Annotated in this window: 24 protein-coding genes, 1 other RNA gene and 1 pseudogene; 20 read left to right on the top strand and 6 right to left on the bottom strand. The window is 56.3% G+C overall.

Annotated features, from left to right (window positions below; all coding sequences use genetic code 11):
- Positions 1-4: 4 nt before the first annotated feature.
- The 4 genes from LDK53_RS03030 to LDK53_RS03015 all read left to right on the top strand — a co-directional run bounded on the left by LDK53_RS03030 (position 5) and on the right by LDK53_RS03015 (position 1,596).
- On the top strand, positions 5-385 hold the full coding sequence (locus LDK53_RS03030) for a helix-hairpin-helix domain-containing protein (protein ID WP_025756176.1): 381 nt from the start codon (positions 5-7) through the stop codon (positions 383-385).
- A 97-nt stretch (positions 386-482) separates the two neighbouring features.
- Entirely contained in the window at positions 483-881 is a 399-nt protein-coding gene (locus LDK53_RS03025; protein ID WP_025756175.1) for a YbgC/FadM family acyl-CoA thioesterase, read from the top strand.
- 48 nt (positions 882-929) lie between these two features.
- Positions 930-1,295 carry a type II toxin-antitoxin system RelE/ParE family toxin gene (locus LDK53_RS03020; protein WP_094918592.1) on the top strand — a complete coding sequence of 122 codons (366 nt, stop codon included), beginning with the start codon at positions 930-932 and terminating at the stop codon, positions 1,293-1,295.
- Entirely contained in the window at positions 1,267-1,596 is a 330-nt protein-coding gene (locus LDK53_RS03015; RefSeq protein ID WP_225284228.1) for an addiction module antidote protein, read from the top strand. The genes LDK53_RS03020 and LDK53_RS03015 overlap by 29 nt, the downstream gene beginning before the upstream one ends.
- Positions 1,597-1,598: 2 nt before the next feature.
- Here the strand turns inward: LDK53_RS03015 and queC are convergent, their stop codons facing one another.
- Both queC and LDK53_RS03005 read right to left on the bottom strand, forming a co-directional pair.
- Positions 1,599-2,294, bottom strand: a complete 696-nt coding sequence (gene queC, locus LDK53_RS03010; protein ID WP_025756172.1) for a 7-cyano-7-deazaguanine synthase QueC — start codon at positions 2,292-2,294, stop codon at positions 1,599-1,601.
- Positions 2,295-2,359: 65 nt separating this feature from the next.
- Positions 2,360-4,060, bottom strand: a complete 1,701-nt coding sequence (locus tag LDK53_RS03005; RefSeq protein ID WP_225284218.1) for an SgrR family transcriptional regulator — start codon at positions 4,058-4,060, stop codon at positions 2,360-2,362.
- 101 nt (positions 4,061-4,161) lie between these two features.
- Here LDK53_RS03005 and cof point away from each other — a divergent pair, with 101 nt between their 5' ends.
- Positions 4,162-4,980, top strand: coding sequence for an HMP-PP phosphatase (cof, locus tag LDK53_RS03000; RefSeq protein ID WP_225284216.1), 819 nt, complete (start codon positions 4,162-4,164; stop codon positions 4,978-4,980).
- A 41-nt stretch (positions 4,981-5,021) separates the two neighbouring features.
- On the opposite strand, the gene LDK53_RS02995 is transcribed toward cof, so the two are convergent.
- On the bottom strand, positions 5,022-6,068 hold the full coding sequence (locus LDK53_RS02995; protein ID WP_225284206.1) for a PLP-dependent cysteine synthase family protein: 1,047 nt from the start codon (positions 6,066-6,068) through the stop codon (positions 5,022-5,024).
- A gap of 115 nt (positions 6,069-6,183) precedes the next feature.
- Between LDK53_RS02995 and LDK53_RS02990 the strand changes: the two genes are divergently transcribed.
- The 5 genes from LDK53_RS02990 to amtB all read left to right on the top strand — a co-directional run bounded on the left by LDK53_RS02990 (position 6,184) and on the right by amtB (position 12,100).
- Entirely contained in the window at positions 6,184-6,642 is a 459-nt protein-coding gene (locus tag LDK53_RS02990) for an Lrp/AsnC family transcriptional regulator (RefSeq protein WP_008503307.1), read from the top strand.
- Positions 6,643-6,672: 30 nt separating this feature from the next.
- Entirely contained in the window at positions 6,673-8,445 is a 1,773-nt protein-coding gene (locus LDK53_RS02985; RefSeq protein ID WP_225284204.1) for a SmdA family multidrug ABC transporter permease/ATP-binding protein, read from the top strand.
- Positions 8,438-10,219 carry a SmdB family multidrug efflux ABC transporter permease/ATP-binding protein gene (locus tag LDK53_RS02980; RefSeq protein WP_225284202.1) on the top strand — a complete coding sequence of 594 codons (1,782 nt, stop codon included), beginning with the start codon at positions 8,438-8,440 and terminating at the stop codon, positions 10,217-10,219. Before LDK53_RS02985 ends, LDK53_RS02980 begins: the two co-directional genes overlap by 8 nt.
- 220 nt (positions 10,220-10,439) lie before the next feature.
- Positions 10,440-10,778, top strand: a complete 339-nt coding sequence (gene glnK, locus LDK53_RS02975; RefSeq protein ID WP_008503304.1) for a P-II family nitrogen regulator — start codon at positions 10,440-10,442, stop codon at positions 10,776-10,778.
- Positions 10,779-10,813: 35 nt separating this feature from the next.
- Positions 10,814-12,100, top strand: coding sequence for an ammonium transporter AmtB (gene amtB / locus LDK53_RS02970; RefSeq protein ID WP_025756166.1), 1,287 nt, complete (start codon positions 10,814-10,816; stop codon positions 12,098-12,100).
- Between the two features lie 95 nt (positions 12,101-12,195).
- Here amtB and tesB read toward each other — a convergent pair whose 3' ends face one another.
- Positions 12,196-13,056, bottom strand: coding sequence for an acyl-CoA thioesterase II (gene tesB / locus LDK53_RS02965; RefSeq protein ID WP_094918588.1), 861 nt, complete (start codon positions 13,054-13,056; stop codon positions 12,196-12,198).
- Positions 13,057-13,259: 203 nt separating this feature from the next.
- On the opposite strand from tesB, the gene LDK53_RS02960 reads away from it, so the two are divergent.
- Positions 13,260-13,787: a YbaY family lipoprotein gene (locus tag LDK53_RS02960; RefSeq protein ID WP_225284172.1), complete on the top strand. Its 528-nt coding sequence runs from the start codon at positions 13,260-13,262 to the stop codon at positions 13,785-13,787.
- Positions 13,788-13,820: 33 nt separating this feature from the next.
- On the opposite strand, the pseudogene LDK53_RS02955 reads toward LDK53_RS02960, so the two are convergent.
- Positions 13,821-14,218, bottom strand: a pseudogene (locus tag LDK53_RS02955) (MGMT family protein).
- A gap of 84 nt (positions 14,219-14,302) precedes the next feature.
- On the opposite strand from LDK53_RS02955, the gene ffs reads away from it, so the two are divergent.
- From ffs to LDK53_RS02925, 6 genes are all read left to right on the top strand, one after another.
- Positions 14,303-14,399, top strand: an RNA gene (gene ffs, locus LDK53_RS02950) — signal recognition particle sRNA small type.
- A gap of 162 nt (positions 14,400-14,561) precedes the next feature.
- Positions 14,562-14,813, top strand: coding sequence for a hypothetical protein (locus tag LDK53_RS02945; RefSeq protein WP_225284170.1), 252 nt, complete (start codon positions 14,562-14,564; stop codon positions 14,811-14,813).
- A 12-nt stretch (positions 14,814-14,825) separates the two neighbouring features.
- Positions 14,826-15,452 carry an N-acetylmuramidase domain-containing protein gene (locus tag LDK53_RS02940; protein ID WP_225284167.1) on the top strand — a complete coding sequence of 209 codons (627 nt, stop codon included), beginning with the start codon at positions 14,826-14,828 and terminating at the stop codon, positions 15,450-15,452.
- On the top strand, positions 15,442-16,050 hold the full coding sequence (locus LDK53_RS02935) for a hypothetical protein (RefSeq protein ID WP_225284161.1): 609 nt from the start codon (positions 15,442-15,444) through the stop codon (positions 16,048-16,050). Before LDK53_RS02940 ends, LDK53_RS02935 begins: the two co-directional genes overlap by 11 nt.
- Before the next feature lie 407 nt (positions 16,051-16,457).
- Positions 16,458-16,709 (top strand): hypothetical protein, encoded by a 252-nt coding sequence (locus LDK53_RS02930; protein WP_025756163.1) that lies wholly within the window; start codon positions 16,458-16,460, stop codon positions 16,707-16,709.
- Positions 16,706-16,921, top strand: a complete 216-nt coding sequence (locus LDK53_RS02925) for a hypothetical protein (protein ID WP_023334722.1) — start codon at positions 16,706-16,708, stop codon at positions 16,919-16,921. The genes LDK53_RS02930 and LDK53_RS02925 overlap by 4 nt, the downstream gene beginning before the upstream one ends.
- 81 nt (positions 16,922-17,002) lie before the next feature.
- Here LDK53_RS02925 and LDK53_RS02920 read toward each other — a convergent pair whose 3' ends face one another.
- On the bottom strand, positions 17,003-18,424 hold the full coding sequence (locus LDK53_RS02920) for a PLP-dependent aminotransferase family protein (RefSeq protein ID WP_225284160.1): 1,422 nt from the start codon (positions 18,422-18,424) through the stop codon (positions 17,003-17,005).
- An 86-nt stretch (positions 18,425-18,510) separates the two neighbouring features.
- Here LDK53_RS02920 and LDK53_RS02915 point away from each other — a divergent pair, with 86 nt between their 5' ends.
- From LDK53_RS02915 to LDK53_RS02905, 3 genes are all read left to right on the top strand, one after another.
- A complete protein-coding gene (locus LDK53_RS02915; RefSeq protein WP_225284157.1) occupies positions 18,511-19,122 on the top strand; it encodes a YczE/YyaS/YitT family protein in 612 nt (203 codons plus the stop codon).
- A gap of 77 nt (positions 19,123-19,199) precedes the next feature.
- On the top strand, positions 19,200-20,270 hold the full coding sequence (locus LDK53_RS02910; protein ID WP_225284155.1) for a LacI family DNA-binding transcriptional regulator: 1,071 nt from the start codon (positions 19,200-19,202) through the stop codon (positions 20,268-20,270).
- Positions 20,271-20,373: 103 nt separating this feature from the next.
- A complete protein-coding gene (locus tag LDK53_RS02905; protein ID WP_225284154.1) occupies positions 20,374-23,460 on the top strand; it encodes a beta-galactosidase in 3,087 nt (1,028 codons plus the stop codon).
- Positions 23,461-23,477: the final 17 nt, after the last annotated feature.

Here is a 23,477-nt window from a genome sequence, read left to right as displayed (position 1 = left end):
CAGCATGAAACGTGGAATCAAAGCACTGTTAATTACATTGGCTATTGCCACCACCGGGATGAGCGCTGGTGCGCAGGCGGCGACGCCTGCTGCTAAACCACAGACGGTACAGAGTAAGACCGACGCCGCTGCGCCAGTGCAGGGGCAAACCAAAGCGACGGATGCCGGTAAAAATGGGGACGATGACGGTACGCGGGTGAGTATCAATTCAGCATCGGCGGAAGATCTGGCCCGCGCGATGAATGGTGTCGGCCTGAAAAAAGCGCAGGCTATCGTCAGCTATCGCGAAGAGTACGGACCTTTTAAAACCGTCGACGATCTCAAACAGGTTCCGGGGATGGGAAGCGCGCTGGTTGAACGCAACCTCTCACACCTGACGCTGTAATCTCACAATTACTTGCGCTGCGGCGATAATTTGCCAGGATAAAGAGGTCATACCAGTGATGACCTCTGATCCTATAACAACGAAAGGCTATTGCGCTATGCAGACAAAAATCAAAGTACGCGGTTTTCACCTCGACGTTTACCAGCATGTGAACAATGCACGCTATCTTGAGTTTCTTGAAGAAGCGCGCTGGGACGGGCTGGAAAACAGCGAAAGCTTTCAGTGGCTGACCGCGCATAACATCGCGTTCGTGGTCGTCAACATCAACATCAACTACCGCCGTCCGGCCGTACTGGGTGATGTGCTCACCGTGACCAGCCAGGTTCAACAGCTAAACGGGAAGAGTGGTGTCCTCAGTCAGGTTGTCACGCTGGATCCTGAAGGGCAGGTGGTGGCTGATGCGCTAATTACCTTCGTCTGTATCGATCTGAAAACGCAGAAAGCGCTGCCGCTTGAAGGGGAGTTGCGGGAAAAGCTGGAGTTGATGATCGCGTAGGAATTTTGTCTTTTATAAAAGACAAAAAGTTTTTTCAGGGATAGAATAATGGACAGGGACTACGTTGTTGAACGTTACCGGACCCGCGACGGAAAAGTGCCGTTTGAGGAGTGGGTAGCGAAGATGAAGCGAAAGGATCCGGAGTTAGCGTTTCGGATCCTTCTGCGAATTGACCGTGCTGAGAAAGGGAATTTCGGCGATTACCGATACCTCAGAGAGGGTATTTGGGAATTGAAAATTGATTGTGGTCCCGGCTATCGAATCTATTTTGCGCTTCAACATCGGAAGATCCTGTTGTTGCTGATCGGCGGTGACAAAAAGAGTCAAAAGACGGATGTTAAGCTGGCAATAGATTACTGGAATGATCATCAAAAGGATAAATCCGATGAGCAAAAGCCAACAAGAATTTTCTAGTTCCGTCAGCCATGATGAAGCCGTTGTAAAAATGCTTCGTGAAAACCCTTCCTACGCTCAGCTATACCTGCAGGTGGCGTTAGATGAGATTTATGAAGATCAGGGAATCCCTGCATATTTAATCGCGTTAAGACGCGTTATCGAAGCCCGCGGTGGCATAGGTGAAATTGCTGCCAAAGCAGGCTTGTCCCGTCAGCAGCTATACCGAACCTTGTCTGCCAATGGCAACCCAACGCTGACAACCCTGATGAAAGTGACCCGTGCTGCCGGTGTCAAACTGTTCGACAGCACGGTCAAATAGCCCTATTTAAGCCCGGTCTTTTTCTGCATTGCGGCCATCACGCCGGCTTTATCGGCAAGATAGTGATTCAACCCGTTAGCGCGCAGGTTGCAGGCGGCACACTGGCCGCAACCGTCACCTTTGATGCCGTTGTAGCAGGTGAGGGTTTCACTGCGAACCAGATCCAGCTTGCCCCAGTAGTCCGCCAGCGCCCAGGTTTCGGCTTTATCCAGCCACATCAGCGGCGTTTCAAAGCGCGTCTCTTTCGCCATGCCCAGATTGACGGCGTGGTTTAACGCTTTCACGAACTCATCGCGACAGTCCGGATAGCCGGAGAAGTCGGTCTCGCATACGCCGGTTATCACCGCTTCGGCTTGTACCTGGTAGGCATAGATTGCCGTCAGGGTCAGGAAGAGGATATTACGGCCAGGAACGAAGGTGTTCGGAATACCGCTGGCGTCAGGTTGGTAGTCCGGGACAGGAATGCTGTCGCGGGTGAGGCTGCTGACGGCCAGTTCATTTAACAGCGTAACGTCCAGCACCTTGTGCGCGCGTGCGCCCAGTTTGAGGGCCAGTTCACGGGCAACGTCGATTTCAGCGCGATGGCGCTGACCATAATCGAAAGTGACACAGTGAACTTCATCGTACTGATGAAGGGCCTGGACCAGGCAGGTAGTAGAGTCTTGTCCTCCGCTGAACACGACGACGGCACGTTTCATAAATCATCTCGACAGTTACGTAAAAACGTTATGTTACCGTCTGACCACGACGGCGACCAGCTTCTTCACGATTTGGGGGCGGGCAGCCAGGCTTCGGTAAAGTCAAACCAGCCGCGGGTGTTAAGGCGTATGCCGTTGACCCCCGGCGGGGCGCTGATCTGGTATTGATAATTGAACAGTGGGGTGATGACCGCGTTCTCCATCAGCCGGCTAAATATCGCCTTCAAGCCCGCATGCCGGTCCTGTTCATTAGCCTGGGTCTGGACCGCATCCAGCGTCGCCTGCAGATGAGCATATTGCGGCGCGCTCAGCAGGTGTGGCCAGAGGGCATCACAACGCAGCCACTGCTCAAGCGTGTATTCCGGCGCTTCACCAATCAGTCTGTCGCCCATCATGATGTCCGCGTCCGCCAGTTGCTGGCATCCGTCCCAGGTTTTCGCATCATAAAAGATAACCGTAAGCGCGCAGCCCTGCTGGGCAAGATACTGTTTTAGCTGACGCGCCATCGTGTGTAGCTCGACGGGCAAATGGTACAGCAGGGTTAACCTCTCCGGCAGAGGGACATGGGTTAAATCCGGCCACTGAGGAATTGCCCAGCCGGGCAGTAACTCCTCTGTTGGGGTAATCAGCCCTTCATTGAGCGGGAGCGTATGCAGAAGCGTTGAGAGATGAATGATATTAATGAGTCGTCGCGCCTGCATTTCACTCAGGCGTGGGCTTTGCTTCAGGGTGAGATAACAAAAGCCCAGACTGGTGCTGTTAGTGACCAGACGCAGACTCTCAAGTTCATCCGGTTCGCCAATGGCTATCTGCACAGGATGACGGCAGCTGGTACCCAGCTCAGAGTCAAATAGCGTCGGGGTGATCCAGTATTCGATAGCCTTAAGCAGCGGGTGGCTGAGATGGTACTGTTCATGGCTCTCCAGACGAACCAGATCGGGTTCATACACGCTGAGTCTGAAAGGGCCGCAGCCCGTCATGGGCTGTTCGGGATGGGCAAGGCGGCTGCAATAGGTGGCCAGGCGGTGTGCCAGCCAGTAATCCGGCTTGTGCAGAGTAAATGTCAGACACTGAGGGTGAGTGACGTCAATACGCAAGACGCTCTGGAACAGTTTACGCAGGGCAGGCAGGCCAAGAAGCGCATTCAGGCTTTGCTGAAGCTGCCCGGTTTCGACCTTATCGCCATTATGCCAGTGCAGGGTGGAGCGAATATAAAAATGCCAGCGCAGACCGTCCTCCGACACCGCCCAGTGATGGGCGAGATCGCCTGTGGGTTCACTGGAGTTGCCATGAAAACGCGTTAACCCGGAAAAAATCTGTCCTGCCAGATGTTGCTCCGCGCGACCTGGCAGAAAACCGGGATGAAGCGGATCCAGTGCACGGTAATAGGGGATACGCAGCGTCGGCGTGTCGTTTTGCCACTGCCCGCCTAAAAACGGGTGCAGCAAAGACCGCAGTTCTTCGGGGGCAAGCTGGGCCAGTTCCAGCACGTTGTGCTGCTGTCCGCGCTTCAGCGCCTCTTCCATCATCGCATTACGCAGTGACTCCGGGGCGACATGGAACGTCAGCTCTCCCCGTTTGCCGCGACCCGACTGCGCTCGCCAGCTCAGCCAGCCCGCGTCCTGGGCCTGACGCAGCAGCGTGCGGACATGTCGTTCGCTGCAAAAACAGCGGGCAGCCAGTTCGCTGATGGTGACCTGCTGCGTTGCACCCTTTGAAGGCTGCCAGAGGCGGTGATACTGATTGAGTCGGTTGAGCTGTCGCATAAGAAACCCGGAACAATAATAATCATCTATTCACTATTACTTCCGTATATCTCACACGATACTGATGCACAAGTTAACCGCATCACATTTCGGGAGTAACCATGGCTCGGCTCGCTGCATTTGATATGGACGGTACGTTGTTAATGCCGGATCACCGTTTAGGGGAGAAAACCCTGAACACGCTGAAGCGCCTGCACGAGCGTAACGTCACCCTGACCTTTGCCACTGGCCGTCATGTGCTGGAAATGCGCCATCTGCTGGGCGCCTTTTCCCTCGACGCTTTTCTGATCACCGGCAACGGGACGCGAATTCACTCTGTAGAAGGGGAGATACTGCACCGTCAGGATCTCGACCCCGAAGTGGCAGATATCGTGCTGCACAGTACCTGGGACACGCAGGCCAGCATCCACGTCTTTAACGATCGGGGCTGGTTTACCGGGCATGATATTCCGGAGTTGTTGCATGCGCATGTCTACAGCGGTTTTAGATACCAGCTTATCGATCTGCGTAAGATCCCCGCCCATGCGGTGACCAAGATCTGTTTCTGTGGCGATCATGACGATCTGTGCCGTTTACGCGTTCAGCTCAATGAGGCGCTGGGGTACCGGGCGCATCTGACCTTCTCGGCAGTGGATTGTCTGGAGGTGTTGCCTGTGGGCTGTAACAAAGGTTCAGCCCTGGCGGTACTGAGCGACTACCTGGGCTTAACGCTTCAGGATTGCATGGCGTTTGGCGATGCCATGAACGACCGGGAGATGCTGGGCAGCGTCGGCCGCGGTCTGATTATGGGGAATGCGATGGCGCAGCTAAAAGCGGCGCTTCCTCATCTGCCGGTTATAGGACACTGCCGCAACGAAGCGGTGTCCCATTTTTTGATGCATTGGCTGGACAATAACACCCTCCCATATTCCCCCGAATAGTGAGACCCTTCCAGCAAGCCAGACTTCGGTCTGGCTTTTTTTTACTTCAGCAGCTGCGCAATCTGCGCTTTCCACGGGGCGATATCGCCGATGTTGGCCTGCACCCACTCCGCATTGTAGTAGGTCTCAAGGTAGCGCTCGCCGCTGTCGCACAACAGCGTGACGACAGAACCCGTGCGGCCCGCGTCGCGCATGCGTGCGGCAAGCTGCAGTGCGCCCCACATATTTGTGCCCGTCGATGCGCCGACTTTACGACCCAGCTGCGTCTCCAGCCAGTGCGCCGTTGCCACGCTTGCGGCATCCGGCACGCGGAACATTTCATCCACCACATCCGGGATGAACGACGGCTCCACGCGCGGGCGGCCAATCCCTTCAATTTTGCTTCCCACCGGGCTGCGCAGGCTGGCATCGCGGTTTTGCCAGTAGTCGAGGAATACGGAGTTTTGCGGATCCACCACCGTCAGTTGGGTATCGTAGCCCTGACAGCGAATGTAGCGTCCGATCGTGGCTGACGTGCCGCCGGTACCGGCGCTCATGACGATATAGGAGGGAACCGGATGCGGCTCGTGAGTCATCTGGCGGAAGATACTGTCGGCAATGTTGTTATTGCCGCGCCAGTCCGTCGCGCGCTCGGCGAAAGTGAACTGGTCCATATAGTGACCGTTGAGCTCACGGGCCAGCATTTCGGAGGCGGCGTAGATTTCGCAGGCGCTTTCCACAAAGTGGCAGCGACCGCCGTAAAATTCGATCTGTTCGATTTTGCGTTTTGCGGTGCAGGACGGCATTACCGCGATAAACGGCAGACCCAACAGGCGGGCAAAATAGGCTTCGGACACCGCCGTTGAACCGGATGAGGATTCAATAATGGTGGTGCCTTCTTTAATCCAGCCGTTACATAAACCGTATAAAAACAGTGAGCGCGCCAGGCGATGCTTCAGGCTACCGGTGGGATGAGTGCTTTCATCTTTCAGATAGAGCTGTATGCCGTCAAATCCCGGCAGGGAAAGGCGAATCAGGTGCGTATCCGCTGAGCGCTGATAGTCGGCATTGATTTCGCTGATCGCATGTTTAACCCAGGTGCTATTCATCGTAGTTATCCGTTTGTCATTTTGTGCCTAGCATAGCGAAAAGCACAGAAAAAATTGTTGCTATCTGGCCTTTAAAATAGAATCAAGGGAGAAAAATTTTCTCTGTGAGGTGGGTATGCTAGATAAAATTGACCGTAAGCTCCTGTCGTTACTGCAGAGTGACTGTACCCTCTCTTTGCAGGCGCTGGCCGATGCCGTTAATCTGACCACCACGCCGTGCTGGAAGCGCCTGAAGAAGCTTGAGGATGACGGTATTCTTCTGGGACGCGTCGCCTTATTAGATCCCGAAAAACTGGGGCTTGGGTTGACGGCTTTTGTCCTGATAAAAACGCAGCATCACAGCAGCGAATGGTATTGCCGCTTTGTCACGCAGGTCTCGGAAATGCCGGAGGTGCTCGGTTTCTGGCGGATGGCCGGCGAGTACGATTACCTGATGCGCGTTCAGGTGGCCGATATGAAGCGCTATGATGACTTCTACAAACGGCTGGTGAACAGCGTACCGGGATTATCGGACGTTACCTCGAGCTTCGCCATGGAACAGATTAAATACACCACAGCGTTACCTATTGAATAACTTCGTAAAATACCTTCAGGAACAAACCGCGTGCGATTATTTGCCCAACTAAGCTGGTACTTTCGTCGGGAGTGGCAACGCTACCTCGGCGCCGTATGCCTGCTTATTATCATTGCCATTTTGCAGTTGATCCCGCCGAAAGTGGTGGGATACGTCGTGGATGGCGTCACCGAACAGCATTACACCACCGCACGGGTGCTGATGTGGGTTGGCACGCTGGTGCTGACGGCCGTCATTGTTTATCTGCTGCGCTACGTCTGGCGCGTGCTGCTGTTTGGCGCGTCCTACCAGCTAGCCGTAGAGCTGCGTGAGGATTTTTATCACCAGCTGAGCCGGCAGCATCCCGAATTTTATCTGCGCCATCGTACCGGGGATCTTATCGCGCGCGCCACTAACGATGTCGATCGCGTGGTCTTTGCCGCCGGGGAAGGGGTGCTGACGCTGGTGGACTCGCTGGTGATGGGCTGTGCGGTGCTGATCGTCATGTCCACACAGATCAGCTGGCAGTTAACCCTGCTAGCCCTGTTGCCGATGCCGCTCATGGCGCTGGCGATCAACCGCTACGGCGAACAGCTGCACGAGCGTTTCAAGCTGGCGCAGGCGGCGTTTTCGTCGCTAAACGACCGCACCCAGGAGAGCATGACCAGCATCCGGATGATCAAAGCGTTTGGCCTGGAAGACAGACAATCGGCGCTTTTCGCGGCCGATGCCGCCGACACGGGGGCGAAGAACATGCGCGTCGCGCGTATCGACGCCCGGTTTGACCCGACCATCTATATCGCGATTGGCATGGCCAACCTGCTGGCGATTGGCGGCGGAAGCTGGATGGTGGTTCAGGGGACGTTAACCCTGGGGCAACTGACCAGCTTTGCCATGTATCTGGGGTTGATGATCTGGCCGATGCTGGCGCTGGCCTGGATGTTTAACATCGTGGAGCGCGGCAGCGCTGCCTATAGCCGCATTCGCGCCATGCTGGCCGAAGCGCCGGTGGTCAATGACGGTAGCGAAGTAGTACCAGAAGGGCGCGGCGTCATGAAAGTCGACATCCGCCAGTTTGTCTATCCGCAAACGGAACATCCGGTACTGGAGAACGTCAGCTTTACCCTTCAGCCCGGCCAGATGCTGGGCATCTGTGGCCCGACAGGATCCGGCAAAAGTACCGTGCTCTCACTGCTCCAGCGCCATTTTGACGTTACGCAGGGCGATATTCGCTTCCATGATATTCCCCTGACAAGGCTGATGCTGGATGAGTGGCGAGGCCGACTGGCGGTCGTCAGCCAGACGCCGTTCCTGTTTTCAGACACCGTGGCAAACAACATTGCCCTTGGACGCCCAAGGGCGACGCAGGAAGAGATTGAGCATGTGGCGAAGTTAGCCAGCGTACATGATGACATTCTGCGCCTGCCGCAGGGCTACGAAACGGAAGTCGGGGAACGGGGCGTGATGCTGTCCGGGGGACAAAAACAGCGTATCTCGATTGCGCGTGCGCTGTTGCTGAATGCGGAAATCCTGATCCTGGATGATGCCCTTTCCGCCGTGGATGGCCGTACCGAACATCAGATCCTGCATAACCTGCGCCAGTGGGGTGACGGGCGCACGGTGATTATCAGCGCCCACCGTTTGTCGGCGCTGACGGAAGCCAGCGAAATTCTGGTATTACAACATGGGCATATTGCCCAGCGCGGGCAGCACGAAACGCTTGCGGAGCAACCAGGCTGGTATCGAGATATGTATCGCTATCAACAGCTTGAAGCGGCGCTGGACGATGCGCCAGAACACGCTGAGGAGGCGGACAATGCGTAAGCTCGGAACAATGTGGCCGACGCTGAAACGTCTGCTGGCCTATGGCTCGCCGTGGCGTAAACCGCTGGCCGTGGCCGTGCTTTTACTGTGGATTGCTGCAGTGGCTGAAGTGAGCGGCCCGCTGCTCATCAGCTACTTCATCGACAATATGGTTGCCAAAAGCTACCTGCCACTGGGGCTGGTGGTGGGCCTGGGCGTGGCCTACGTAGGTTTGCAGCTGGCGGCCGCCGGTCTCCACTATGCCCAGTCGCTGCTGTTTAACCGGGCCGCCGTGGGCGTCGTACAGCAGTTGCGCACGGACGTCATGGACGCCGCGCTTCGCCAGCCGCTCAGCGAGTTTGATATCCAGCCCGTCGGGCAGGTGATTTCGCGCGTGACCAACGACACCGAGGTGATCCGCGATCTGTACGTGACCGTGGTGGCAACCGTGTTGCGCAGCGCAGCGCTGATTGGCGCGATGCTGGTGGCGATGTTCAGCCTCGACTGGCGCATGGCGCTGGTGGCCATCACTATCTTCCCGGCAGTGCTGATCGTGATGGTTATCTATCAACGCTACAGCACGCCGATTGTGCGTCGGGTGCGCACCTACCTGGCCGATATCAATGATGGCTTCAACGAAGTGATCAACGGCATGAGCGTCATCCAGCAGTTCCGCCAGCAGGCACGTTTTGGTGAACGGATGGGGGAAGCCAGCCGTTCGCACTATATGGCGCGCATGCAGACGCTGCGGCTTGATGGGTTCCTGTTGCGCCCGCTGCTGAGCCTCTTCTCCGCGCTGGTGCTTTGCGGGCTGCTGATGCTTTTTGGCCTGACCACACAAGGGACCATTGAGGTAGGCGTGTTATACGCCTTTATCAGCTACCTTGGCCGCCTGAACGAACCCTTGATCGAGTTGACGACGCAGCAGTCGATGCTCCAGCAGGCGGTGGTGGCAGGGGAGCGAGTCTTCGAGCTGATGGACAGGCCGCGTCAGACCTACGGTAACGATGATCGTCCTCTGCAAAGCGGGGCGATTGCCTTTGATAACGTCTCGTTTGCCTACCGCGACGACCAGCTGGTGCTGCAGGATATCTCGCTTGCCGTTCCGTCACGCGGGTTCGTGGCGCTGGTGGGGCATACCGGCAGCGGTAAGAGCACGCTAGCCAGCCTGTTAATGGGGTATTACCCGGTCAGCCGCGGTGAAATTCGCCTCGACGGACGCCCGCTGGCGTCTCTCAGTCACACCGTGTTACGCAAAGGCGTTGCGATGGTGCAGCAGGATCCGGTCGTCCTGGCCGATACCTTCTACGCCAACGTAACCCTGGGGCGAGACTACACTGAGGAGCAGGTCTGGGACGTGCTGGAAAAAGTGCAGCTGGCAGCGCTGGCGCGCGGGTTTAGCGACGGCATCAGGACGAAACTGGGCGAGCAGGGCAACAATCTTTCTGTTGGACAAAAACAGCTTCTGGCGCTGGCGCGCGTGCTGATTGAAACGCCGCAGATCCTGATTCTGGATGAAGCGACGGCCAGCATTGACTCCGGCACCGAGCAGGCCATCCAGCAGGCACTGGCTGCCGTACGCGACCATACCACGCTGGTGGTGATTGCCCACCGCCTGTCCACCATCGTCGACGCGGACACGATCCTGGTGCTACATCGCGGACACGCCGTTGAGCGCGGTACGCACCGCGAACTTCTGGAGGCCAAAGGGCGTTACTGGCAGATGTACCAGCTGCAGCTGGCGGGCGAAGAGCTGGCAGCCAGCGTGCGCGATGAAGAGTCGCTTAGCGCCTGATGCACTAAAATGAGGCGATGCGCTAACAGTCATTCCTGTTGGTGCAAAACTGAAACGCACCCTGCACCGGCATGGTGCGTTTTTTTTCGCCGGTTCGTTAATCAGGACCGTGTAATGCTCATCACACCGCTGTTCCCTCCGGTTTTCATTTCTGGCACACCCCTTGCAATAGCTTCTGCGTAAGCTGCGGCCATTACCGAATTCTGACTGGAGGGGATCTATGAAGCTGGTTACGGTTGTAATCAAACCATTCAAACTCGAAGACGTGCGTGAAGCGCTGTCTTCAATGGGTATTCAGGGACTGACTGTCACCGAAGTGAAAGGCTTTGGTCGTCAGAAGGGTCATGCCGAGCTTTATCGCGGGGCGGAATACAGCGTTAACTTTCTGCCAAAAGTAAAAATTGATGTCGCGATTGCTGACGATCAGCTTGATGAAGTCATTGATGTCATTAGCAAAGCGGCCTACACCGGCAAAATTGGCGACGGCAAAATTTTCGTTGCCGAACTGCAGCGCGTCATTCGCATCCGTACCGGCGAATCTGACGAAGCGGCACTGTAATTAACGCCTGGCACACAGTGATAGGGATCGAGAAAATGAAGATAGCAACACTTAAAACGGGTCTGGGTTCGCTGGCGCTGCTGCCGGGCCTGGCGCTGGCTGCGCCTGCGGTGGCAGACAAAGCCGATAACGCATTTATGATGATCAGCACCGCGCTGGTGCTGTTCATGTCCATTCCGGGCATTGCGCTGTTCTACGGCGGCCTGATCCGTGGCAAAAACGTTCTCTCCATGCTGACGCAGGTTGCCGTGACCTTCGCACTGGTCTGCGTGCTGTGGGTGGTTTACGGGTACTCCCTCGCTTTCGGCACCGGCAACGCATTCTTCGGTAACTTTGACTGGGTGATGCTGAAGAATATTGAACTGACCGCGCTGATGGGCAGTTTCTATCAATATATTCACGTGGCGTTCCAGGGCTCGTTCGCCTGCATTACCGTCGGGCTGATTGTGGGCGCACTCGCCGAGCGTATTCGCTTCTCTGCCGTCCTGATCTTCGTGGTGGTCTGGCTGACGCTCTCCTATGTGCCGATTGCGCACATGGTCTGGGGTGGCGGTCTGCTGGCGACGCACGGTGCGCTGGACTTCGCTGGCGGTACCGTTGTGCACATTAACGCCGCGGTAGCGGGTCTGGTGGGTGCCTACCTGATTGGCAAACGCGTGGGCTTCGGTAAAGAAGCGTTCAAACCGCACAACCTGCCGATGGTCTTTACCGGTACAGCGATCCTCTACTTTGGCTGGTTTGGCTTTAACGCTGGCTCAGCAAGTGCCGCGAACGAAATTGCCGCGCTGGCCTTTGTGAACACCGTTGTGGCCACGGCGGGTGCGATCCTCTCCTGGGTATTCGGCGAGTGGGCGGTGCGCGGTAAACCTTCCCTGCTGGGTGCCTGCTCGGGTGCGATTGCCGGTCTGGTCGGTATCACTCCTGCGTGTGGGTATGTCGGTGTCGGCGGCGCGCTGCTGGTCGGCCTGGTGTCGGGTCTGGCGGGTCTGTGGGGCGTGACGGCGCTGAAACGTCTTCTGCGTGTGGATGACCCTTGCGATGTGTTTGGTGTGCACGGCGTGTGCGGCATTATCGGTTGTATCATGACCGGTATCTTCGCGGCGAAATCACTGGGTGGCGTGGGCTATGCGGAAGGCGTAACCATGGTTCATCAGGTGCTGGTGCAGCTGGAAAGTATTGCGATCACCGTTGTATGGTCTGCCGTTGTCGCTTTCATTGGCTACAAACTGGCGGACATGACGGTCGGCCTGCGCGTACCGGAAGAGCAGGAACGCGAAGGTCTGGACGTCAACAGTCACGGCGAGAATGCGTATAACGCATGATCTGAGTGTCTTGCCGGGTGGCGGCTTCGCCTTACCCGGCCTACAACAGCACTAAACGTAGGCCCGGTAAGCGTAGCGCCACCGGGCTTTTTACATCACCCTCTGTTACGCATTACCCCTTCCTGCACCGTCGAGGCGACCAGCACGCCATCCTGCGTATAAAACTCTCCACGCACAAACCCGCGCGCGCTTGATGCCGACGTGCTCTCCACGCTGTAGAGCAACCACTCGTTCATATTGAACGGACGGTGGAACCACATGGAGTGATCAATTGTCGCAACCTGCATCCCTTTTTCAAGGAAGCCCACGCCGTGCGGCTGCAGCGCCACCGGCAGGAAGTTGAAATCTGACGCATAACCCAGCAGATACTGATGAACGCGGAAGTCCTCTGGCACGGTACCGTTAGCCCGGATCCAGACCTGGCGCTTCGGTTCTGCGATGTGACCTTTCATCGGGTTGTGGAACTCGACGGGGCGGATCTCAAGCGGCTTATCGCAGAGAAACTTCTCTTTAACCTGTGGCGGAAGCAGATGCGCAAGCGCACGGGCGATATCGGTCTCTGATTGCAGCGAGTCAGGGGACGGGGCCGGAGGCATCTCTTTCTGATGTTCGTAGCCAGGCTCCGGTGCCTGGAAAGAGGCGGTCATGTAAAAGATGGGCTTTCCGTTCTGGATGGCCGCGACGCGTCGTGCGCTGAAACTGTTGCCATCTCTCAGGACTTCAACATCATACACAATCGGTTTTGCGCTATCGCCAGGACGTAAGAAGTAGCTGTGGAATGAATGCACCAGACGGTCTGCCGGGACAGTCTCCTTTGCAGCGTACAGCGCTTGTCCTACGACTTGCCCACCGAAGACCTGGCGTAAGCCTAAATCTTCGCTCTGTCCGCGAAAGAGTCCTTCCTCAATTTTTTCCAGGTTCAGTAATGTCAGCAGATTGTTCAGTGCCTGACTCATAGTTGTCCTCAATAAACGCCGTAGCGAAAGATAGGCTGAGTATAACGCAGAAATGAAAGTGGTCCGATGGGTAGATTAATCTGAATATCGGGACGATTTCAGGCATTAATCAGTGATTTGTGCCACACTTATATGCGTTATGTGATTGAAACGACATCGGATGGGATCGATCCCGCTGGTGCATTGATGATAAGGAGACTTCAATGAAACTCGTGCCCATGCTAAGTGGTGTAGCTATTGCGGTGGCGTTGTCCGCCTGTGCCGGTAAGAGCGCCCAGGTGCCAGTGCCAGCGGCAGATCCGAACGGGATCAATACCCTTTCGCAGCAATCCATTCAGCAGCCTAACGTTTCCGGTACTATCTGGATTAAACAGAAAGTGGCGTTACCGCCGGATGCGGTGTTAACGGTGACCCTGTCGGATGCTTCCCTGGCCGACGCACCATCGAAGGTTGTGGCTCAGCGTGCCGTCCGAACTGAGGGCAAACAGGCGCCGTTTAGTTTCGTGTTACCGTATAACCCATCGGACGTGCAGCCGAATGCCCGTATTCTGCTGAGTGCCGCGGTAACGATTAACGGTAAGCTGGTCTTTATCACCGATACGGTCCAGGAAGCGATCAACAACGGTGGGACAAAAATCGACCTGAACCTGGTCCCTGTGCAGCAGACTGAAGTGCCTGTCGCCCCGGCGACCGGTCAGCCGTCCCTGCCAACCCCACCCATTCAGATGTAATGAGTGTATTTCCCCTCTCCTGCGGGAGAGGGGTCAGTACACCCAGCGGTATTTCTGCAAATCGATCTGCCCCGACCCGGAAACCTGCACACCCTCTGACAGTAACGCCTGACGCTGGCGCTGAAGATCTGGCCCGGTGAGCGAGATGGCACCGTGTCGATTCACCACCCGATGCCAGGGCAACGTACTGCCTTCCGGTAGCCGTTTGAGGACACCGCCCACCTGTCGCGCCGCACGAGGGGACCCCGCCAGACGTGCCACATCACCATAAGTAGTGACATAGCCTTCCGGAACAGAGGCCACTATTTGCCATACACGCTGTGGAAAGGAGTCGTGTTCGTCCATACCTTCACCTGTGGGGATGTTCTGGGCAACCATGGTAAACGAAGATGGTCATGATTGCTGCGCCTGTTTGCGCAAGAAACCAGCATCCGGTTTCTGGCGGCTTGCAATTGGACGTTAGCACAGGGATAATGCGCCAGCGCGTTGGTTATCAACGCTCTCAATGGGGGCTCTGTTGGTTCTCCCGCAACGCTACTCTGTTCACCAGGTCAGGTCCGGAAGGAAGCAGCCAGGGCAGACGACGTGTGTGCCGGGATGTAGCTGGCAGGGCCCCCACCCATTTGTGCTCCCAATAATTCTTGTTTTCAGTGTTTACCTGGTGCTGCGCAAGTGGCCTATCAATGTCTGCTGGATGTGAGCAGCTTTATGCTGTCGATCACGAGGTGCGTTTTCCCACTAACCGTATATTTTTTCATTTATGCGTACTCAGAAATGGATAATTCTCTCAGACGTTTGTCACCTTTACTGAAAAGTGCCGTAGGAACGCCAGGTAAAGCAGGAAACTTTCAGCGCGACGTGATTATCGTGCAATACCTGTTTAATCTCATTAAGCCTATCATCCAGTATGACATCCCAGAAGATGGGATTATTATCAGAACCATCAGCCAGTTTCAGTCCATTCATTTGCGTTTCCAGCATCCCGATGGGGTTATTGAGCCAGAAGGGAAGACTTTCCGTGGATGAGTTGCTGCTGCGATGAAATATCCCCTTGTGTCTCAACAATCGTCTTTCACGTCTTCATTTTTTAGGCAACCTTCTGCCAATGAAAATAGCGTCCGTCAGCTGGTTAACAATTATCTGAGAAAAGAGCGCTACAACGTAGCAGATGAAACCCTTGAGCGAAGCAAGCTGATGGCACCTGGAATTGATGGGGCTGTATCGCTGACGGAGCAGGACTTTACTGAAGCCTGGGAAAATCTTAATCGTCGGGTAGAACTGAATATCATCAAAGCTTTTTCTATTGTGAAGTCGGGCGGACGATCTGGGTTTAATGCTTTAAATCTACCGATTATTGCGTATGAAGGGCATATTTTCTGTAAATACACCAAAAGGAAATACGATCAAACCCACCCTTTTTTGTCTTATAAATATGTAAAGAAAGCGGGTCCGGAATGGCAAAAAAACAATATCGACCAGCTTTCTGCATGGAATACCCTGGCGAAGGCTTACGCACTTGATGCCGAAGCTGCGATACTGTCGGCAATGGTAAATAAGGACTTTATAATATGGCATTCAACTATAACGGAAGCGATTTCGGTGATTATGACGTTAAAATTCGCAGAACTTATGAAAGCCTGGAGAAGGGGCGGAGATGAAAATTAAAATGATGCGCATAGTTTGCGGTTTTTCAGCCTTAATGGCGGCGTTTTCTTCGTATGCCACGACGCTACAGTCTGGCGTATATGAAGGTTTGTTACTCGCCGTCTCACCGACGGGCAATATCACCGGGTATTACTCTGAATCGGCTGAAGACAGCGTAAAACGTACCTGCACTTTCTTTCTGACAGGCCATGTTTCAGCGCAACAGCCAGACATCATCACTTCATGGTCTTCCTCTGTGCTCGCGGGCCATATTGCCGCGAATACCGCGGGTGTCACATTAGCCATTCCTGATGGGCAAAACCATGCTGGGTGTATGAATGTGCTGATGCCTGAAATTGCGACAGGTCTGGAACTGGAGAGGACGCGGCAGACACAGTGGCAAACGTTGATGAAGGTAAGCAGCCCGCGGGCTTATCTGAGCTCCACGCCTGATGCCGCGACCCGGCGTAAAGCCTGGATCGTTAAAGGAGACGTAGTAGGGGTAATACAAACCCAGGCTGGCTGGGCAGAGGTAGAGTTTGTCGCCCGTAGCGGAAAAACGACGCACGGCTGGGTGAATAGCAATGACATTCAGCCGTTAACGCCTCCTGCATCCTGATCGGTTTATTTCTCCCCCCTGAATACAATATTGCCGGGCGATGCTTTCGCATCGGCAATCTCATTAAGCTAATCCGTAACGCTATTTTCCCCGCATGACCGCACCCTATGTCACTGAAAATAAGAGTTATAGCTAGCCGTCAGGGACCCACCCATTTGTGGCTCCCGGCGTTCTTCCCCTGTTTTTTGTCTCTTTCTGAGACGTTTATCCACATTAAGACTAAGCTTATAGCATGTAATATATATTTCATCGCGCTGAAATATTATTGTCATAAACCTGTAATAATAGACTGGCATTTTAGAATCGTATGTCTTTTTTCTAACATAATTCAAAAAAATATATATCTGGATAACGTTGTTAACTTCGTGTATTAAATAAAGTACTTATTCCGAAGGGAAGTGACAAACATGGCTACTGCAGTATTAAATGTGAAGATCGATGACGCGCTAAAAGAAAGACTTCGCCACTATGCGGAACACAATAACGAGAATTTAAGCGTGACGACAGAGAAACTGCTGCTGCTGGCGTTTGAAGCAGTAGAAGAGGCGGGAGTATCGGAAGAGGATATTGATAATCAGCATACGGAAGAAGAGAGTGTTTCTCCTTTTACTCCTAAAGAAATCAAAGCTCTACGTAAACTTCTGAAGAAGAGAAAATGAAACAACAACTGTCAACTGCCAGTGACTACAAAGAGGCCTGCGATCTGTTGCGTTCAGGCTACGTGAAGCATGTACGTCTTGGCTGGAATGTCGGAAGTGATGAGTTCTTTCGTATTGCGTCTGACTGGTGTGATACGGGCGCAAAAATAAAGAAAGACGGTGAAAGCTTCGTTATTTCACTGAAAGGTTTTCCTATTCCTGCTCAGCATTAACGACTAAACGGTGAAAACTGCTGACTGCATCTGATACAGTCAGCAGTTTTTATTTTATGATCTGCTTCAAACTTTTAAATATTAAATGACGCTGCGTTTCACCGGCGGCACGTTTTTATTCAGAGCAAGCCATAGCGGTTTGATCCGCAGCAATGCCTGCTCAAGTTCTGTCGGTTCGAGCGAGAAGGGCATGCGTAAGTAGCGGTCAAACGCGCCCGATAAACCAAATCGCGTTCCGGTCCCCAGGTTAATCCCCAGAATCTCGGCTCGCGCAGCAAGCTGCGTTGCCAGCATGCCCGGGAGTTCTATCCAGTAAGAAAGCCCGCCTTCCGCTTCATGAAATGTCCACTCCGGGAAATGTTCACGCAAAAGGTCACCGCAGCGATCGCGTCGCTCCGCCAGCATCTTCCGGCGTGCGGGCAGAAACGTCTCGCTGTTGTTCATGAGCCACAGCGTCGCCAACTGCTCCAGCAGCGGCGATCCTAAATCCAGCGTGTCCCGCGTCTGGGCAAGCGTGGCGATAGTACGCGAGGAGGCGCGGATCCAGCCGAGACGCAGCCCGCCCCAGAAACTTTTTCCGGCAGAGCCCAGCGTGATGACGGTGGCCTGCGGGTTAAAGGCGGCCAGCGGCGGTGGGGGAGGCGAATCAAACCAGAGATCCACCATCGTCTCATCCACCACCAGTGCCGTACGGGTTTTTGCGGCAATATCGGTGATGGCCTGACGGGTGGCGCTATCCATACATCGCCCGGTCGGGTTATGAAAGTCTGGCATCAGATACGCCAGCCGCGGCGCTGTCTGGGCAAGCGTTGCCGCGAAGCCGTCCGTATCCCAGCCCGTTTCCGGCAGCGACACCCCCACGGGCCGACACTGTGCCCCCTGGATGGCGGCAATCGCCAGTGGATAGGTGGGATGATCAACCACGACGCGATCCCCCGGTCCGGTCATCATCCGCAGCACCAGCGCAAAGCCGCTGACGGCGCCATTCACCACCATCACTTCATCCGCACGGGTGGGAAGACCCCGCGCGGTATAGCGCGCAGCAATGGCTTCCCGCAGTGCCGGCAGCCCAAGCTGGTCGTAGCCCGTCAGCGAGAGGTGCTGCGTAATGGCCGTGAGCGCATGGGTATACGCCTGGTGGATCTCAGGTCCGGCGTTGAGGGCGGCGGTGGAGAGATCCAGTGCGGCGCTCGCCGCTGAGAGGGTGGGAACGGCGCGTGTATCCGGGAGGATCACGCGTGACCCGCTGCCGTGACGGCTTTCCAGGTAACCTTCTTCACGCAGATGGGCGAGGGCGCTGCTGATGGTCGTTCGGCTTACGTCCAGCGCAGAGGCCAGTTCGCGCTCGCCCGGCAGCCGCGTATTCAGTGCCAGCCGGCCATCAAGGATTAACAGACGCAATGCATCGGCCAACTGACGCCAGAGCGGGGTGCGGGAAGAGGTTTGCTGCCAGTGGCCTAACAGGCGTATCAGAGACTGGCTTCCGAAGCGGCGTGATGACATATGCAGTCCACTATTTGAAAACTGGACATTAATCATAGTGCCATTTTAGGTCAGGATGAAAGCCTGGTTCACTGGAGAAGCGAAAAATGGTACGTCGTCTGCTACAACTGTATGTCGGTCTGGGGCTGTATGGTCTTTCCACCGCGATGTTTATTCGTTCCGATTTAGGGGTCGATCCCTGGGATGTTTTTCACCTTGGGGTAGGGATGCAGCTGGGGATGAGTATCGGGACGGTGATCATTTTAACCGGTGCCGCGGTGCTGCTGCTGTGGATCCCCCTGCGTCAGATGCCGGGGCTCGGCACAATCAGTAACGTGATCTGTATTGGTCTGGCGGCGGATGCCAGCATGGCATTCGTCCCGGAGGTGAGTTCGTTGCCCATTCGACTCACGCTGCTGGTGGGCGGGATTGTGATGAACGCGATTGCGACCAGCATGTACATCGGAGCCGGTTTCGGCCCGGGCCCGCGCGATGGCCTGATGACCGGCATTCATGCCCGGATGGGATGGTCTATTCGCAGCGTACGGACCTCCATTGAGGTCTCTGTCCTGCTGATTGGATGCGTGCTTGGCGGCACGTTTGGAGTGGGAACCGTATTGTATGCCCTGACGATTGGCCCGCTTATCCAGCTCTGTCTGCCCTGGTTCCGTCAGAAGCCGAGGATTGAGGACATCCCCCAGCCGGAGCGGGTTGTTTAATTTGCGAAGCGCTCACATGTTTTTCAGGGCGTCGCTGTGCCAGAATAGGAACCCCGAAACACGCGATGCCAGCATGCATGAAAGCAATCACACTCTATGATGTCGCCCTCCTTGCGGGGGTTTCTTATCAGACCGTTTCCCGCGTCATTAACGACGCGGAACATGTGTCTGCCCGTACCCGGGAAAAGGTGCAGCAGGCGATGGCGGAGCTGCACTACGTGCCTAACCTTCGGGCACAGCAGCTGGCGGGGAAACGCACCCGCACGCTGGGGCTCATCACCACCGATCTGGCCCTGCACGCCCCTTCGCAAATTGTCTCGGCGGTGAAATCCCGGGCGGCAGAACAGGGGGCGAGCGTCCTCATTTCGATGGTGGAACAGCCGCACCAGTGTCAGGCTGCGCTTCAGGCGTTGCTGGCGCAGCGCGTGGAAGCGCTGCTGGTGAATGTTCCGCTTGACGATCCGCATGCCGAACAGCTCAGGGCGCTGGCATTGCCTGTCCCGGTGCTGTTTCTCGATGTATCCCCTTCAGCGCAGGTCAATAGTCTCGTCTTTAATGCCGCGGAGGGCGCACGTCTGGGCGTTGAGCATCTGCTTTCGCTGGGGCATCAGCGTATTGCCCTGCTGAGCGGGCCGGAAAGTTCGGTCTCCGCACGGGCACGTCTGGCGGGCTGGAAAGCGACGCTGGCAGGGGCGGGTCTTGACGCCGCCGCCGTGGCCTACGGTGACTGGAGCGCGGCCAGCGGATATGAGAAGGGGCATTTGCTGTTATCTGCGCCGGCATTACCGGATGCGATTCTGGTGGCCAACGATCAAATGGCCCTCGGGGTGATGCGCGCCTGCGCGGAAAAAGGGATCGCGATCCCGGGTCAGATATCCGTGGTCGGGTTCGACGATACGGCGGACAGCGCCTGGTTTTCCCCACCGTTGACGACCATTCGCCAGGCGTTTCGCGAGGCAGGCGAACGCAGCGTGGAGTGGTTGCTGGCGCCCACCGGGGACGAAGCGTGCTGGCAGGTTCAGCTGCCGGTGACGCTGGTGACCCGCCACTCCAGCGCGCGCCACGCCCCCCTGCAGGCGGAGCACGAGACGCTGGCGCAACAGCTCAGAAGCGTGGCACTACTGGCGGAGCAGCTGGCCCGCAAATAAGACTTTTGTGATCTGACTCGCTACCCCGCAAACGATCGCTTTACCGTTACCGGGTGCCAGGGCATGTTAACTAAAATTGTGAGCGCTTCGCAAAGAGGTTACTATGTCCCATACTCCATCGCTGACCCTCAGTGCCATTCTCGCCCGACGCGACTGGGAAAACCCGGGGGTTACCCAGTGGAACCGTCTGGCGGCACACACGCCGTTATACAGCTGGCGTGATGAACAATCCGCCCGGGATGACGCCGGATCTGTCAGCAAGCGCTGCCTCAACGGGATGTGGCGGTTCAGCTACTTTGCTGCCCCCGAGCTGGTTCCTCAGGCATGGGTCACCGAAGATTGCGCAGATGCTGTGGCCATGCCCGTGCCGTCTAACTGGCAGATGCAGGGATTTGACACGCCCGTCTACACCAATGTGACTTATCCGATACCGGTTAACCCGCCTTTTGTTCCGCAAGAAAATCCTACCGGTTGTTACTCGCTCACATTTGACATGGACGTCTTACAGGCCGGGCAAACCCGCATTATTTTTGACGGCGTGAACGCGGCGTTTCATTTGTGGTGCAACGGGCAGTGGATAGGGTATTCGCAGGACAGTCGACTGCCCGCTGAATTTGACCTGACAACGGCATTACGCCCCGGGCAGAACCGCCTCGCGGTCATGGTATTGCGCTGGTGCGACGGCAGTTATCTGGAAGATCAGGACATGTGGCGCATGAGCGGTATTTTCCGCGATGTGTCATTGCTGCATAAGCCTGAGACGCACATTGCGGATTACCATGTTGTTACCGACCTGAACGCGGATCTGGACCGCGCGGTGCTGAACGTGGAGGTCGCGCTGGCGGGCGCTGACTTCGCGGCGTGCGACGTGGCGATGACCTTGTGGCGCAACGGTGAGCGCTGTGCAAGCGTCACCCAACAGCCTGGCTCTGCCATTGTGGATGAACGCGGAAACTGGGCCGAGCGGTTAACGGCGGCAATCCCCGTGGTGTCCCCCGCGTTATGGAGTGCGGAAACGCCGGAACTCTATCGCCTGACGATCGCGCTTCGCGATGCGCAGGGCAACTTGCTGGAGAGTGAAGCCTGCGACGTTGGCTTCCGCCGGGTTGAAATCAGCAACGGTCTGTTGAAACTCAACGGTAAACCCCTGCTGATCCGCGGGGTTAACCGGCACGAGCATCATCCGGAAAACGGCCAGGTGATGGACGAAGCGACGATGCGTCGCGATATCGAACTGATGAAACAGCACAACTTCAACGCCGTGCGCTGCTCGCACTACCCGAACCATCCCCTGTGGTACCGGCTGTGCGATCGCTATGGCCTGTACGTTGTTGATGAAGCCAATATCGAAACCCACGGCATGGTGCCGATGAGCCGTCTTGCTGACGATCCGCGCTGGCTGCCCGCCATGAGCGAGCGCGTGACCCGCATGGTGCAGCGCGATCGTAATCACCCCTCCATTATCATCTGGTCGCTGGGCAATGAGTCCGGGCACGGCGCAAACCACGACGCACTGTATCGCTGGGTGAAATCCACGGACCCGACGCGCCCGGTACAATACGAAGGCGGTGGGGCGAATACAGCGGCGACGGATATTGTCTGTCCGATGTACGCCCGTGTCGATCAGGATCAGCCTTTCCCGGCGGTGCCGAAATGGTCGATCAAGAAATGGATCGGCATGCCGGATGAAACGCGGCCGCTGATCCTCTGCGAATACGCACATGCGATGGGTAACAGCTTCGGCGGGTTCGCGAAATACTGGCAGGCGTTTCGCAGCCATCCTCGCCTGCAGGGTGGGTTTGTCTGGGACTGGGTCGATCAGGCTTTGACGAAGAGAGACGAAAAGGGCAACGCCTTCTGGGCCTACGGCGGTGATTTTGGCGATAAACCGAATGACCGACAGTTCTGCCTGAACGGGCTGGTGTTCCCCGATCGCACACCACATCCGGCGCTGTATGAGGCGCAACGCGCACAGCAATTCTTCACCTTTATGCGGGTCAGCACCTCCCCGCTGGTGATAGAGGTGCAAAGCGGCTACCTGTTCCGTCACACCGATAACGAGGTGCTGAGATGGATGGTTGCCCGGGACGGGGAGGTGCTGGCCTCGGGCGAGGTGACGCTCGCGATGGCGCCTGAAGGCGCTCAGCGTCTGGAGATCGCCCTGCCAGAGATCAAGGCTGAACCGGGTGAAGTCTGGCTGAACGTTGAGGTTTATCAGCCGCGGGCGACGCCGTGGTCTCCTGCCAACCATCGCTGTGCCTGGGCGCAGTGGCAGCTCCCGACGCCGCTGTTTATCGCACAGTCTGACCCGGTGGGTGAGCCGCCGGTGCTGACGCAAAGCGACGCCATGCTGATCCTGACGCACCGGCAGCAGCGATGGCTTTTCGATCGTGCTTCAGGAAACCTGACGCAGTGGCTGAACAATGGCGTTGAAACGCTGCGTTCACCGCTGAGGGATAACTTTACCCGCGCGCCGCTGGATAATGATATCGGCGTAAGCGAGGCCACGCGAATTGACCCTGATGCATGGGTTGAGCGCTGGAAGGCGGCGGGAATGTACGATTTAACCCCGCGGGTGTTGCATTGTGAAGGCGAGCAGCGTGCCAATGAGGCTGTAGTGACGACACTGCATGCCTGGGAATATCGCGGAAAAGCGCTGTTCCTGAGTCGTAAGGTGTGGCGCGTGGACTGCCAGGGGAGGTTGCACGGCGATATTCAGGTGGATATTGCGTCCGATATCCCGGAACCCGCGCGCGTTGGCCTGAGCGTGCATCTCGCCGAAACGCCGGAGAACGTTCGCTGGCTGGGTCTGGGCCCGCATGAAAACTATCCGGACCGAAAACTGGCGGCACAGCAGGGGCGCTGGAGATTGCCCCTCGAGGCCATGCATACGCCGTATATCTTCCCGACGGAAAATGGCTTGCGCTGTGATACCCGCGAGCTGGTGCTGGGAACGCATCAGCTGGATGGCTGCTTCCATTTTTCGGTGAGCCGCTACAGCCAGCAGCAGCTGCGAGAGACAACCCATCAGCATCTGCTGCGTGCAGAGCCGGGATGCTGGCTCAATCTTGATGCATTCCATATGGGCGTGGGCGGCGACGACTCCTGGAGCCCCAGCGTCTCGCCGGAATTTATTCTCCAGCAACGCCAGCTGCGTTATACCTTCAGCTGGCGGCAGACGCTTAACTGACCCGTGAGAGGCGGCCA

This window comes from Enterobacter sp. K16B, from assembly GCF_020216105.1.
In the GTDB taxonomy this organism is placed as follows: Bacteria; Pseudomonadota; Gammaproteobacteria; order Enterobacterales; family Enterobacteriaceae; genus Enterobacter; species Enterobacter sichuanensis.
This window is presented reverse-complemented; position numbering and strand designations above follow the sequence as displayed.

Bases quoted from the DNA above. Each gene is read 5' to 3' on its own strand.
- LDK53_RS02935 (WP_225284161.1), top strand. From the start codon at position 15,442: ATGAAAATTAAAATGATGCGCATAGTTTGCGGTTTTTCAGCCTTAATG.
- queC (WP_025756172.1), bottom strand. From the start codon at position 2,294: ATGAAACGTGCCGTCGTCGTGTTCAGCGGAGGACAAGACTCTACTACC.
- tesB (WP_094918588.1), bottom strand. From the start codon at position 13,056: ATGAGTCAGGCACTGAACAATCTGCTGACATTACTGAACCTGGAAAAA.
- LDK53_RS02945 (WP_225284170.1), top strand. From the start codon at position 14,562: ATGGATAATTCTCTCAGACGTTTGTCACCTTTACTGAAAAGTGCCGTA.
- LDK53_RS02930 (WP_025756163.1), top strand. From the start codon at position 16,458: ATGGCTACTGCAGTATTAAATGTGAAGATCGATGACGCGCTAAAAGAA.
- LDK53_RS03025 (WP_025756175.1), top strand. From the start codon at position 483: ATGCAGACAAAAATCAAAGTACGCGGTTTTCACCTCGACGTTTACCAG.
- LDK53_RS02920 (WP_225284160.1), bottom strand. From the start codon at position 18,424: ATGTCATCACGCCGCTTCGGAAGCCAGTCTCTGATACGCCTGTTAGGC.
- LDK53_RS02925 (WP_023334722.1), top strand. From the start codon at position 16,706: ATGAAACAACAACTGTCAACTGCCAGTGACTACAAAGAGGCCTGCGAT.
- cof (WP_225284216.1), top strand. From the start codon at position 4,162: ATGGCTCGGCTCGCTGCATTTGATATGGACGGTACGTTGTTAATGCCG.
- LDK53_RS03005 (WP_225284218.1), bottom strand. From the start codon at position 4,060: ATGCGACAGCTCAACCGACTCAATCAGTATCACCGCCTCTGGCAGCCT.
- amtB (WP_025756166.1), top strand. From the start codon at position 10,814: ATGAAGATAGCAACACTTAAAACGGGTCTGGGTTCGCTGGCGCTGCTG.
- glnK (WP_008503304.1), top strand. From the start codon at position 10,440: ATGAAGCTGGTTACGGTTGTAATCAAACCATTCAAACTCGAAGACGTG.
- LDK53_RS02940 (WP_225284167.1), top strand. From the start codon at position 14,826: ATGAAATATCCCCTTGTGTCTCAACAATCGTCTTTCACGTCTTCATTT.
- LDK53_RS02905 (WP_225284154.1), top strand. From the start codon at position 20,374: ATGTCCCATACTCCATCGCTGACCCTCAGTGCCATTCTCGCCCGACGC.
- LDK53_RS02990 (WP_008503307.1), top strand. From the start codon at position 6,184: ATGCTAGATAAAATTGACCGTAAGCTCCTGTCGTTACTGCAGAGTGAC.
- LDK53_RS02960 (WP_225284172.1), top strand. From the start codon at position 13,260: ATGAAACTCGTGCCCATGCTAAGTGGTGTAGCTATTGCGGTGGCGTTG.
- LDK53_RS03020 (WP_094918592.1), top strand. From the start codon at position 930: ATGGACAGGGACTACGTTGTTGAACGTTACCGGACCCGCGACGGAAAA.
- LDK53_RS02915 (WP_225284157.1), top strand. From the start codon at position 18,511: ATGGTACGTCGTCTGCTACAACTGTATGTCGGTCTGGGGCTGTATGGT.
- LDK53_RS03030 (WP_025756176.1), top strand. From the start codon at position 5: ATGAAACGTGGAATCAAAGCACTGTTAATTACATTGGCTATTGCCACC.
- LDK53_RS02995 (WP_225284206.1), bottom strand. From the start codon at position 6,068: ATGAATAGCACCTGGGTTAAACATGCGATCAGCGAAATCAATGCCGAC.
- LDK53_RS03015 (WP_225284228.1), top strand. From the start codon at position 1,267: ATGAGCAAAAGCCAACAAGAATTTTCTAGTTCCGTCAGCCATGATGAA.
- LDK53_RS02980 (WP_225284202.1), top strand. From the start codon at position 8,438: ATGCGTAAGCTCGGAACAATGTGGCCGACGCTGAAACGTCTGCTGGCC.
- LDK53_RS02910 (WP_225284155.1), top strand. From the start codon at position 19,200: ATGAAAGCAATCACACTCTATGATGTCGCCCTCCTTGCGGGGGTTTCT.